Source organism: Sedimenticola hydrogenitrophicus (assembly GCF_029017505.1).
GTDB classification, from domain to species: Bacteria; Pseudomonadota; Gammaproteobacteria; order Chromatiales; family Chromatiaceae; genus Sedimenticola; species Sedimenticola hydrogenitrophicus_A.
In genome coordinates this window covers 20,064-31,567 of sequence record NZ_JAQGEI010000023.1, presented here as the reverse complement: position 1 = coordinate 31,567, position 11,504 = coordinate 20,064, and the positions used below count along the sequence as shown (strand labels likewise).

General features: G+C 62.5%; 11 protein-coding genes. 8 read left to right on the top strand and 3 right to left on the bottom strand.

Translation table 11 applies throughout. The annotated features are described in order from the left end of the window. Positions 1–54: 54 nt before the first annotated feature. From O9K64_RS14695 to O9K64_RS14660, 8 genes are all read left to right on the top strand, one after another. Positions 55–1,098 (top strand): tRNA (5-methylaminomethyl-2-thiouridylate)-methyltransferase, encoded by a 1,044-nt coding sequence (locus O9K64_RS14695; RefSeq protein ID WP_275098839.1) that lies wholly within the window; start codon positions 55–57, stop codon positions 1,096–1,098. After that, on the top strand, positions 1,095–1,328 hold the full coding sequence (locus tag O9K64_RS14690) for a sulfurtransferase TusA family protein (protein WP_260293425.1): 234 nt from the start codon (positions 1,095–1,097) through the stop codon (positions 1,326–1,328). The genes O9K64_RS14695 and O9K64_RS14690 overlap by 4 nt, the downstream gene beginning before the upstream one ends. Positions 1,329–1,333: 5 nt before the next feature. After that, complete coding sequence (locus tag O9K64_RS14685) at positions 1,334–2,485, top strand: cation diffusion facilitator family transporter (protein ID WP_275098838.1); 1,152 nt, start codon at positions 1,334–1,336, stop codon at positions 2,483–2,485. Between the two features lie 343 nt (positions 2,486–2,828). Then, positions 2,829–4,235 (top strand): glutamate--ammonia ligase, encoded by a 1,407-nt coding sequence (glnA, locus tag O9K64_RS14680; RefSeq protein WP_275098837.1) that lies wholly within the window; start codon positions 2,829–2,831, stop codon positions 4,233–4,235. Between the two features lie 330 nt (positions 4,236–4,565). After that, positions 4,566–5,255 (top strand): DUF4124 domain-containing protein, encoded by a 690-nt coding sequence (locus O9K64_RS14675; protein WP_275098836.1) that lies wholly within the window; start codon positions 4,566–4,568, stop codon positions 5,253–5,255. Positions 5,256–5,446: 191 nt separating this feature from the next. Continuing rightward, on the top strand, positions 5,447–6,541 hold the full coding sequence (gene glnL, locus O9K64_RS14670) for a nitrogen regulation protein NR(II) (RefSeq protein WP_275098835.1): 1,095 nt from the start codon (positions 5,447–5,449) through the stop codon (positions 6,539–6,541). Then, on the top strand, positions 6,528–7,940 hold the full coding sequence (ntrC, locus tag O9K64_RS14665; protein WP_275098834.1) for a nitrogen regulation protein NR(I): 1,413 nt from the start codon (positions 6,528–6,530) through the stop codon (positions 7,938–7,940). The genes glnL and ntrC overlap by 14 nt, the downstream gene beginning before the upstream one ends. Before the next feature lie 240 nt (positions 7,941–8,180). Then, entirely contained in the window at positions 8,181–8,579 is a 399-nt protein-coding gene (locus tag O9K64_RS14660) for a hypothetical protein (protein WP_275098833.1), read from the top strand. Between the two features lie 21 nt (positions 8,580–8,600). Here O9K64_RS14660 and O9K64_RS14655 read toward each other — a convergent pair whose 3' ends face one another. From O9K64_RS14655 to O9K64_RS14645, 3 genes are all read right to left on the bottom strand, one after another. Further along, entirely contained in the window at positions 8,601–9,125 is a 525-nt protein-coding gene (locus O9K64_RS14655) for a peroxiredoxin family protein (RefSeq protein ID WP_275098832.1), read from the bottom strand. Between the two features lie 38 nt (positions 9,126–9,163). After that, positions 9,164–10,426 carry an HDOD domain-containing protein gene (locus O9K64_RS14650; RefSeq protein WP_275098831.1) on the bottom strand — a complete coding sequence of 421 codons (1,263 nt, stop codon included), beginning with the start codon at positions 10,424–10,426 and terminating at the stop codon, positions 9,164–9,166. Positions 10,427–10,529: 103 nt separating this feature from the next. Continuing rightward, positions 10,530–11,498, bottom strand: a complete 969-nt coding sequence (locus tag O9K64_RS14645; RefSeq protein ID WP_275098830.1) for a dihydroorotate dehydrogenase — start codon at positions 11,496–11,498, stop codon at positions 10,530–10,532. Positions 11,499–11,504 lie beyond the last annotated feature (6 nt).

The following is an 11,504-nucleotide window of genomic DNA, read 5'->3' as shown; positions in this document are numbered from 1 at the left end:
CGAGTCAAACGCTTACAATATCAGGCCGAGACACCTCCTGACACTTTTACCATCATGACCAGACAACGCAAGGCCGTAGCCCTCATCTCCGGTGGCCTGGACTCACTATTGGCCGCCAAGGTGATCCAGCAGCAGGGTATCCATGTGGAAGGAATTAATTTCTTCACCGGGTTCTGTGTGGAAGGCCACACCCATGCCATCCGCCAGAAGGACCGGAGCCGGGTGAAACGCAACAACGCCCTGTGGGTGGCCGAGCAGCTGGGGATCAAGCTGCACATCGTCGACATCGTCGAGGAGTACAAGGATATCGTGCTCAATCCGAAGCACGGTTACGGGGCCAACCTCAATCCCTGCCTGGATTGCAAGATCTTCATGGTGAAGAAGGCGCATGAGTGGATTGCAGAGCACGGTTTCGATTTCATTATCACCGGCGAAGTGGTCGGTCAGCGTCCCATGTCCCAGCGCAAGGACACCATGCCGGTGGTGGCCCGGGAGTCCGGTGCCGAGGATCGCCTGGTCAGGCCGCTGTCGGGCAGGAACCTGCCGGCGACCCTGCCGGAACGCGAAGGCTGGATCAGCCGTGACCAGCTGTACGGCTTCAATGGCCGCAGCCGCAAGCCGCAGATGGCGCTGGCGGAGCAGTTCGGCCTGGAGGACTATGCCCAGCCGGCCGGTGGCTGCTGTTTCCTGACCGATGCCCAGTACGCGGTGAAGCTGGCCGACCTGTGGCAGGCGCGGGGTGAAAAGCAGTACGAGATGGATGACATCATGCTGCTGAAGGTGGGCCGGCACCTGCGGCCACGGCCCCATTTCAAGGTGATCATCTCCCGTGAAGAGGGGGAGGGGAATTTTCTCCAGGGCTATCGCAAGCAGTATGTCAGCCTGCTCACCACCAGCCATGCCGGACCGCTGGCACTGCTGGACGGCAGCGTGGACGCCGATGATATCGCGCTGGCGGCCCGGCTGGTGGCGCGTTTCAGCCAGGGCAAACAGGCCGAGCGGGTGGAACTGACCGTGACCGCGCTGGATGGCAGTCAGCAGCAGTTGTCGGTCAAGCCGCTGACCGCGGAAGAGATCCCCCAGGAGTGGTACATATGAGCCCTGTGATCGTGGACGCGCGCCGCTTGCTCTGTCCGATGCCGGTGATCCGGGTACAGAACCGGGTCAAGGAGCTGCCGCCGGGTACCCGGGTCGAGGCGATCTGCACCGATCCGGGGGCGCTCAGCGACATCCCCGCCTGGTGCCGCATCAACGGCCACAAACTGATCGAGACCCGGACCGAGGGCAACGAATACATCATCGTGGTCGAGGTGGGCGAGGAGAGCTGAGCGGAATGGACCAGATCACCGAGCAAAAGCGCCTCCGCTACCAGGCGATCCAGCGCATCACCGTAGTGGGGGTGCTGGTCAACCTGGTGCTGGCGGCGAGCAAGACCATCATCGGCGTGCTGGCGCAGTCCCAGGCCCTGGTGGCCGACGGTATCCATTCGCTGTCCGATCTGCTGTCGGATGGCCTGGTCTACTTTGCCGCCAGGCACGCCCACCATGGTCCCGACAGAGCCCACCCCTACGGCCACGGCCGCTTTGAAACGGCCGGGACGCTCGGGCTGGGTGTCCTGCTGGGATTGGTGGCGATCGGGATCACCTGGGATGCGGTGGAGCGGCTGTTCGTCCCCGAAGCCCTGCTGCATCCGAAACCGCTGGCCCTGTATGCCGCCCTGTTCTCGATTGTGGCCAACGAGGCGCTCTACCACTACACCGCGCGGGTGGCGCGCCAGATCAAATCGGATCTGCTGCAGGCCAATGCCTGGCATCATCGCTCGGATGCCCTCTCTTCGGTGGTGGTGCTGGTCGGGGTGGCCGGCACCATGGCCGGCCTGCCTTATCTGGATGCCATCGCCGCCGTCGGGGTCGGGCTGATGATTGCCAAGATCGGTTGGGACCTGAGCTGGCCGGCGTTCCAGGAACTGGTCGACGAGGGGCTGGACGAGGAGCGCCTGGAGCGCATCCGCGAGATCATTCATCAGATCGGCGGGGTCATGGATATCCACATGCTGCGGACCCGCCGGATCGGTGGCGAGGCGAGCGTGGATGTGCATATCCTGGTGGAGCCCTGGCTGAGTGTTTCCGAGGGGCACATGATCGGCCAGACCGTGATCGACCGCCTGCTGGATGAAATCAGCGAGGTGATGGACGTCACCGTGCATATCGATCCGGAGGACGATGAGATGGGGGTACCCTGCGAGGGCCTGCCTCTCCGGTCGGTGGCGGAGAAGCTGCTGGCGCAACAGTGGCGCGACATTCCCGGCGCGGAGAAGCGGCGCCGGGTGGTGCTCCATTATCTGGCAGGAAAGATCAATGTGGATGTCTACTTCTCTCTGGCGGACCTGTCCGGAGCGACGGCTCGGCAGGCATTTAAGCGAGCCCTCCAGGAGAAGGCGGCGGAAAAGCCGGAGTTTGGCGTGGTCAAGGTCTATTACGGTTAATGCACAATTATGGTGCATTAACGCTTTATTTTGGTGCGTGTTGTTGCCGGAGCGAGACCGGGAGCGCTGCGTCGATGACCCGGACCCCAGGCCGTCGGCCGCCGGCAAGGGGCGCTAATCCCCTGTAATTATTTCCGTTTCCCGCCTCCGCTGGAATCGTAGTAAAATCGTCCGTCCGGTCGGGGATGGGGAGTAAAACGGTGCCCTGACCGTGGCACAGTACTTGCTAAAACCCAGGACATGCTTTGGTTGCCCCGGGCAGGGGCGTCCCAAAACGCAAGAATTTTTCATTTATGGCCACAGTGTGGTCCAAATAATTTCAAAACTAACTCTGGAGAACCTCATGGCCTCAAAAGTCCTGAAGATGATCAAAGACAATGAAGTGAAGTTTGTCGATTTCCGCTTCACCGATACCCGCGGCAAGGAGCAGCACGTCTCCGTGCCCGCCCATGTCATCGACGAGGACCTCTTCACCGACGGCAAGATGTTCGACGGTTCCTCCATTGCCGGCTGGAAGGGCATCAACGAATCCGACATGGTGCTGATGCCGGATGAAGAGACCGCGGTCCTCGACCTGTTCGCCGACGAGGTGACCCTGAACATCACCTGCGACATCCTCGAGCCCACCACCATGGAAGGTTACGAGCGTGATCCCCGCTCCGTCGCCCGGCGCGCCGAGGCTTACCTGGCCTCCACCGGTATTGCCGATAGCGCCTTCTTTGGTCCGGAGCCCGAGTTCTTCGTTCTGGACGATGTCCGCTGGGGAGCCGAGATGAGCGGCGCCTTCTACAAGATCGACTCGGAAGAGGCCGGCTGGAACTCCGAGCGGGTCTATCAGGATGGCAACATCGGCCACCGTCCCGGGACCAAGGGCGGCTACTTCCCGGTACCCCCGGTCGACTCCCTGAACGACATCCGTGCCGCCATGTGTCTGGCCATGGAAGAGATGGGTGTGCCGGTCGAGGTACATCACCACGAAGTGGCCACCGCCGGCCAGTGTGAGATCGGCACCATGTTCAGCACCCTGGTGAAGCGTGCCGACTGGGTCCAGGTGCAGAAATACGTCACCTGGAACGTCGCCCACGCCTATGGCAAGACCGCCACCTTCATGCCGAAACCGCTGGTGGGTGATAATGGATCCGGTATGCACGTGCACCAGTCCCTGGCCAAAGATGGCGAGAACATCTTTGCCGGCAATCTGTACGGCGGCCTGTCCGAGACCGCGCTGTTCTACATCGGCGGCATCATCAAGCATGCCCGGGCCCTGAACGCCTTCACCAACCCATCCACCAACTCCTACAAGCGTCTGGTCCCCGGTTTCGAGGCCCCCGTGATGCTGGCCTACTCGGCCCGCAACCGTTCCGCCTCCATCCGTATCCCGTTCGTCAACAGCCCGAAGGGCCGGCGCATCGAGGTGCGTTTCCCGGATCCCACCGCCAACCCCTACCTGGCCTTCGCCGCCATGCTGATGGCCGGCCTGGACGGTATCCAGAACAAGATCCACCCGGGCGAGGCGATGGACAAGGACCTGTACGACCTGCCGGCCGAAGAGGCCGCGGCCATCCCCACCGTCTGCCACAGCCTGGATCAGGCATTGGAAGCCCTGGATGCGGACCGAGAGTTCCTCACCGCCGGCGGTGTGTTCACCGATGACCTGATCGACGGCTTCATCGCCCTGAAGATGGATGACGTGACCCGTCTGCGCATGACCACCCACCCGGTGGAGTTCGACATGTACTACAGCCTGTAAACCGCTCCGGTTACAGGAAGCGGTACGCAGTAGCAAGCGCCCCCGATCCGGGGGCGCTTTTTTTTCGGGGGTGGACTTGTACCGCGGAGCTTGTAGGTTGGGTGAGCCTGCGAACCCCAACAAAAATTCTTTCAGCCACGCTGTTGGGCATTTTCCTTACCCAAATATCCGTGGTGACTCCTCAACCATGGGCTGCGTCATGGGGCGCCGTCGATTTTGTCTGGTGCGACACACATCGCCTTTTTGCTACGCCTGGTCCCAAGAGCGGTTGAGGCGGCCCCGGCTGTGAGCTATTCTCATCTCATGAGAAGTCTCTTCTTCATCTGTTTGATGTCACTCGCACTCTGCAGCCAGGCGGCCATCTATAAATGGGTCGACAGCAAAGGCGAGGTACACTATTCGGATACCCCGACCCGGGACGCCGAGGAGGTCCGGCTCTCCGACCCCACCATCTATACCCCCACCGGGAGCACCACCCCGAACGGCGGCGATGCGGCCACCGCAAGGCCGCCGGAGGGCGTTAACTACAGCAGCTTCGTAATTATCTCGCCAAGCAACAACGAAACGGTCCAGGCGAATGGCGGACGGGTGAGTATTCACTTCCAGTCACAGCCGGGACTGCAGGCGGGTCACTATATTCAGCCGGTACTGGATGGGCGTATTCTCGATCAGCGGGTCACCGGGACGACCCTGCAGCTGAGCAACATCGCGCGTGGCGGGCACATGCTGCATGCCAGTATCCACGATGCGGCCGGCCGCCTCCTGGCCCGCTCCAATATCGTGCAGTTTTATGTCCACCAGACGACGGTGATCGAAGACGGCAAGCCCCCGGAACCGCCGGAATCAGGCAGCGGTCAGAGCGGTGGCGATGCGCCCCAGTTCCAGCCGGGCGGCACCCCGGATTTCTCCGGCCAGGCGCCTGCCGCGCCGGGCTCCGATGCCGACGCCTACCGGCCCAACAACCCGCCCGTACCCTCCACACCCGGGCAGTCCAACCCCGCCTTCACGCCCAATTTCTAGTGGTGCGCGACCGCTTGCGGGCGTGCCAATGATGCACGCCGCATTGCCATGTCCCACCTATGCACTAAAATAGTGCATAGGTGGGACGAAACGGCGGCCCACCGCGACGCAAAACATCCCGCTGCTCCTCACTTCAGGGCGAAAACAGCGCTAATCCTGATCTTGGTTCGGTTTTTGCAGTAGGCATTGCAATGAAGGATACGATTCACATCGCCGAGGCCTCCCGGCAGCGGATACTGGAGAACCTGAGCAGTGCCGTGCTGCTGTTCGACCGGTCTCTGCGTCTGCAGTATATGAACCCGGCGGCGGAGATGCTTTTTGAAGTGAGTTTTCGCCACATGCTGGGTCATACGGCGGAGGCCCTGATCCAGTGTCCGGAGGGGGTCACCCGGGAAAGCCTGGAGCAGGCGTTGACCACCGGCCACCATTTCACCGAACGCGAACTGAGCCTGCCCCTGCCGGATGGCAAGCGGGCCACCGTGGATTGCACGGTCATACCCCTCACCGACATTGACTGCGATAAGGGGTTGCTGATCGAGATCCAGCAGATCGACCGGCAGCTGCGCATCTCTCGCGAAGAGCAGTTGCTGTCCCAACACCAGGCGGCCCAGGAGCTGATCCGCGGACTGGCCCATGAGATCAAGAATCCACTGGGGGGGCTGCGTGGTGCGGCCCAGCTGTTGGAGCAGGAGCTGGGCGATCCGGCGCTTTGCGAGTATACCCAGATCATCATCAACGAGGCCGATCGCCTGAAAAACCTGGTCAACCAGATGCTCGGGCCGGATCGTCTGCCAAACCTGCGGGAAGTGAATATCCACACCCTGCTGGAGCGGGTGCGCAACCTGGTTCTGGCGGAGTCCGGGGAGCGGATCCGGATTATCCGCGATTACGACCCCAGCATTCCCGATCTGTATGTGGACAGCGACCGGATTATCCAGGCGCTGCTCAATATCCTGCGCAACGCCGCCCGCGAGATCGGCGACGAGCCCAATGGCCAGATCGTGCTGCAGACGCGGATCCTGCGCCAGTTTACCATCGGCAACCGACGCCACCGGCTGGTAGCCCAGATAGGTATCGAAGACAACGGCCGGGGTATTCCGGAGGCGATCCGGGAGAAGCTGTTTTATCCCATGGTGACTGCCAGCGAGGATGGCGTGGGCCTGGGCCTCACCATCGCCCAGTCACTGATCAATCAACACGGTGGGCTTGTGGAGTGCACGAGCGAACCGGGAAAGACACTATTCAGTGTGCTGTTGCCAGTGGAGAATCCAAATGCCACCAACTAACCGTGTCTGGGTCATCGATGATGACCGGTCAATTCGCTGGGTACTGGAGAAGGCGTTCGAGAAAGCGGGGATGGCGGTGCGCAGCTTTCCCAGTGCCGATGGGGTGATGGAGACACTGGCCCATGAACAGCCGGACGTGATCGTCTCCGATATCCGCATGCCCGGCATGGATGGACTCTCGCTGTTGGACCGGATCACCACCGCCCATCCCCATCTGCCGGTGATCATCATGACCGCCCACTCCGATCTGGACAGTGCGGTAGCCGCCTTTCACGGGGGCGCCTTCGAGTATCTGCCGAAACCCTTCGACGTGGATGAAGCGGTGGAGCAGGTGTCGCGGGCCTGCCGCAAGAGCCGCAGCAGCGCCCCGACCCCGACGGAGGAGATCCAGTCCAGCCCGGAGATCATCGGCGAGGCGGCGGCCATGCAGGAGGTGTTCCGCGCCATCGGCCGGTTGGCCCGCTCCAACATCACCGTACTGATCAATGGCGAATCCGGCACCGGCAAGGAGCTGGTCGCCCAGGCGCTGCACCGCCACAGTCCGCGTGCCAAACAGCCGTTCATTGCCCTGAACATGGCGGCCATCCCCAGGGATCTGATGGAGTCGGAGCTGTTCGGTCATGAACGGGGCGCCTTCACCGGCGCCCAGGGGCGCCGGGTCGGGCGTTTTGAGCAGGCCGACGGCGGTACCCTGTTCCTCGACGAGATCGGCGACATGCCGCCGGAACTGCAGACCCGCCTGCTGCGGGTGCTGGCGGACGGGGAATTTTACCGGGTCGGCGGCCATGAGCCGGTGAATGTGGATGTGCGCATCATTGCCGCCACCCACCAGAATCTGGAGCAGCTGGTGAAGGAGGGGCGCTTCCGCGAGGATCTGTTTCACCGGCTCAATGTGATCCGCATCCATATCCCCTCGCTGCGCGAGCGGCGCGAGGATATCGGACTGCTGATGCGGCATTTTCTCTCCCTGGCCGCGGAAGAGTTGGGGGTGGAGAGCAAGACCCTGTTGCCGGAGACCCTGACCACCCTGGAACAGCTGAACTGGCCGGGCAATGTCCGGCAGCTGGAGAACACCGCCCGCTGGCTGACCGTGATGGCCTCCAGTCAGGAGGTGCACATCAAGGATCTGCCGCCGGAACTGCTGGAGTCCGAAGAGCCCAAGGCGCCGGGCGATGACTGGCGCGCGTCACTGCGCAGCTGGGCGCGCAAGCGCCTGCAACAGGGTCACGAGGCCCTGCTGGATGAGGCCACGCCAGTATTCGAGACCATCATGATCGAATCCGCCCTGGAGCAGACTGGCGGCCGAAAGCAGGACGCTGCTAAACTACTGGGCTGGGGCCGCAACACCCTGACCCGCAAGATCAAAGAGCTGGGTCTCGAGGGGAGTGATGCCGGATAGTAATTATTATTAATAGGTAACTACTCACGGGGAGATTGGCCTGCCTTGCCGGCCTCACACGATGGCTTGTCTCCTCGAATCCGGCCCCATTTTCAGCGCCTGCCAAACTCGCTTCGCTCAAACAAAGGCAGGCTTGCATCTGAAAATGGGGCCGGATTCAAGGCACCATCAAGATCGGCCAACAAGTCAGGCCAATCACCTACAGATTGATCCGGTGAGTAGTTACATTAGGGGAATCAAATGGACAGCAGCAGTATTGAATTATCCGGCTCGACCATCGAGAGCATCCGGGTGGACGACGGCACCGTCACGGTACGCTTCTCCCCCGCCTTCATCATCAAGACCATCTCCGGTTCCGTGGAGCGCACCCGCTGGCGTCAGTTAGGGGATCTGGTGTTTAGCGCGGCCGAGCTGGAGGAGAGCCCGCCCGAGCTGCCCGCCGTCTGTGAGGGTGGCGACGTTGGCCAGAGTGTCTATACCTACCGGGATATGATTCCGCTCCCCTTCGAAGGCCGGGGACGGGTCTACTGCGACCTGCGGTTTGCCGGCACCGACCGGCATCTCAAGGTGGTCGCGGAGGCGGTGCGGCTGAACATGGAGGATCGGCCCTATTACATCGAGCATATCCGCCCGACCTGAATCCGCCGGCCCGACAAACTCCTAGCGCGGTAGTCCGAGCGCGCGGATGGGCACCAGCAGCTCCGGGGCATCCCACTCCCGGCTACCCAGGGCCCGATAGACGATGCGGCCCTGTGGATCCACCACGTAGGTGACCGGCAGCCGCATGGCGTCCCAGCGGCTGGAGACCTCGGTATCCGGGTCGAGCAGGACGGGAAAATCCAGCGGCAGCTCCTGCAGGAACTTTTCGACCTTGTCGGCCCGCTCCCCCACATTGATGGCGATCAGCTCCACCCCGTATTTGTTCAGCCAGGCGGCCGCCCGGTTGAGCGAAGGCATCTCCTTGCGGCAGGGAGGGCACCAGGTGGCCCAGAAATTGACCACCAGCACCTTGCCGCGATAGTCGGCAAGGGAGATCCGATTGCCCCGGGTATCCTGCAGCGTGAAGGCGGGGGCCTCGATGGGTTCATCGATCGGGGTCAGCAGACGACCGGCGGATGCGGAACCGGCCGCAGCCAGCAGCATCAGCCAGAACAGGAGGGTGGTGAGGAGCTTCAGCGAGTGCATTCGGTTCATCCGGCAGGGTTAAGGGTTGCTAGGCAGCTTCAGAGATTGAGCAGGGATTCGGCATGGGCGATCCGGTCCTTGGCCTGTTCCAGGATCTTCAGGCTCATGTGGGGGGTCAGTTCACCCAGCGCAAGGCGGCTTTGGGCCGGTACTTCATCTATGGAGGGCAGATGCTGATAGCGGTTGTCGCCAATATAGCTGTGCAGCTGGGCGATAATCACCAGGTCGCAGTAATCGGGCACATCGCCCTGATCACGCATCCACGCTTCCGCCTCCACGGCGGCAATGACGAAATCCGCGGGGAAGCCCCATTGGTTGAGGATCATGCCGCCGATCTCCGCCCGCAGGCTCTGCACCGCCTGGTCGATGACCTGCGCATGCATCGCCTCGTCGGGAAAATTCCGCGCATAGTTGAGGATCGCGACAATCCCGATATCGTGCAGCAGGCCCGCCAGCATGGCTTGTTCCGCTTTGAACCGGGTATCCTTTTTCGCCAGAACATAACAGATGGCGGCCACCTGGGTGCTGTGCTTCCAGAGCTCCCGCATGCGTTTTTGCAGCTGCTTCGAATCGGACTGGAACAGCTCGCGCAGGGCGAAGGAGAGTACCAGCTTGTGGGTCACGTCTCCCCCCAGCCTGACCACCGCGGCGGCACAGCTCTCCACCGGATTGCGGCCACCATAGAAGGCGCTGTTCGCGGCCTTGATCAGCTTGGCGGTGATCACCGGATCGCACTGGATGATCCGGGCGATCTTGTGCGCGTCACTGATCCCGTCCTCCAGCGCCCGGCCGATGCGGAGGGCGACCTCCGGCAGACTGGGCAGCTGCAGCCGGTCCTGCTTCAGGTCGGCCAGCATCAGGCTCGATAGCTGATCCTCGAAGGCCGTCGACTCGTTGGCCAGATCACCGCTGACCTCGTAACCTTCAACCCCGCTGGTGGCGCCATGGCTGCGGGCGATATCCTCCAGGTAGGCGTTGTCGATCAGCACATAGCGGACCGGGGTATGGGCCACCACCCGGTACTTGCGCGGCCGCAACAGGGCGATGGGCGAGCGGGCCGAGGCGTCGTCGTCGTGGATCTCCAGGCGCTGCCGGTCGGCCGAGTCCAGCACCAGGCTCCCCTGCAGCAGAAAGAAGGTGTGGTTGTCGTCGCTGCCCAGCTCCATCAGCACCTCGCCCGGGCGGGCCGACCTGATCACGGCAACGCCGGCCAGCAGATCCAGCTGCTGGGCGTTGAGGGCCTGCAGCGGGATGAAGCGTTTCAGCTCATCGGAGGTGGGACGAATTGATTTGCGATCCATGACTAACCCTGTAACCCTCGTGCCGTACCGCTCCAGGTACGGTCTGTGTTTGATCCGATCCGCCGACCCACAACCTGCCCGGACACTGCGCGGGCCGACCCGTTCAGCAACCGTCCTTCGCCGGCCTGGGGCTGTTCAGGGTCAGGGTACCGGTCAGTTGCCGGACGGACTGCAGGTCGTGACGCGCCAGGTAGGCTTTTATACCATGGTTTATCTTGCCGCAGATCAGGGGGTCATAAAAGAGTGCCGTGCCGATGCCGACGGCGGAAGCGCCGGCGATCAGGAACTCGATGGCGTCCTCGGCGGTGGTGACGCCACCCTGGCCGATGATGGGAATGCCGTGGTCGCGGCACACCTGGTAGACCTGGTGGACCTTGAGCAGGGCCACCGGCTTGATCGCCGGGCCGGAGAGACCGCCCTGGTTGTTGCCGATAATCGGGGTGCGGCTCTCGATGTCGATGGCCATGCCCATCAGCGTGTTGATCACCGCAAAGGCATCGCTGCCGGCCTCGATACAGCCGCGGGCGTTGGCGGCGATGTCGGTCTGGTTGGGGGAGAGCTTGGTGATCAGCGGTTTATTGGTCACCCGCCGGCACGCCTCCACCACGCGCGCCGACATGGCCGGATCATTGCCGAAGGCGACGCCTCCCTCCTTGACATTGGGACAGGAGATGTTGATCTCGATGGCATCGACGGGCGAGTCGTCAAAGCGCCGGGTCACCTCCTCGTACTCCTCGATGCTGGAGCCGGAGACATTGGCGATGAAGCGGGTCTCGGCGAAGTCCAGGGTCGGCAGGATCTCCCGCACCACCCAGTCCACCCCGGGATTCTGCAGGCCGATCGCATTGAGCATGCCCTCGGGCGTCTCATAGATACGGTGTGGCGCATTGCCCAGGCGGGCCTCGCCGGTGGTCCCCTTGAGACAGATCGCCCCGGCATCGCGGTTGCTAAAGCCGGCCACCCGTGTGTACTCTTCGCCAAAGCCGACACAGCCGGAGAGCAGGACCAGGGGGGTGTTGAACCTGAGTCCACAGAAATCAACGGCGAGGGGCGAGTCACTGAGTGTTGTCATCGAATG

Excerpts from the sequence above, each read along its gene's own strand:
- ntrC (WP_275098834.1), top strand. The coding sequence starts at position 6,528 with ATGCCACCAACTAACCGTGTCTGGGTCATCGATGATGACCGGTCAATT.
- O9K64_RS14675 (WP_275098836.1), top strand. The coding sequence starts at position 4,566 with ATGTCACTCGCACTCTGCAGCCAGGCGGCCATCTATAAATGGGTCGAC.
- O9K64_RS14690 (WP_260293425.1), top strand. The coding sequence starts at position 1,095 with ATGAGCCCTGTGATCGTGGACGCGCGCCGCTTGCTCTGTCCGATGCCG.
- O9K64_RS14685 (WP_275098838.1), top strand. The coding sequence starts at position 1,334 with ATGGACCAGATCACCGAGCAAAAGCGCCTCCGCTACCAGGCGATCCAG.
- glnL (WP_275098835.1), top strand. The coding sequence starts at position 5,447 with ATGAAGGATACGATTCACATCGCCGAGGCCTCCCGGCAGCGGATACTG.
- O9K64_RS14650 (WP_275098831.1), bottom strand. The coding sequence starts at position 10,426 with ATGGATCGCAAATCAATTCGTCCCACCTCCGATGAGCTGAAACGCTTC.
- O9K64_RS14645 (WP_275098830.1), bottom strand. The coding sequence starts at position 11,498 with ATGACAACACTCAGTGACTCGCCCCTCGCCGTTGATTTCTGTGGACTC.
- O9K64_RS14660 (WP_275098833.1), top strand. The coding sequence starts at position 8,181 with ATGGACAGCAGCAGTATTGAATTATCCGGCTCGACCATCGAGAGCATC.
- glnA (WP_275098837.1), top strand. The coding sequence starts at position 2,829 with ATGGCCTCAAAAGTCCTGAAGATGATCAAAGACAATGAAGTGAAGTTT.
- O9K64_RS14655 (WP_275098832.1), bottom strand. The coding sequence starts at position 9,125 with ATGCACTCGCTGAAGCTCCTCACCACCCTCCTGTTCTGGCTGATGCTG.
- O9K64_RS14695 (WP_275098839.1), top strand. The coding sequence starts at position 55 with ATGACCAGACAACGCAAGGCCGTAGCCCTCATCTCCGGTGGCCTGGAC.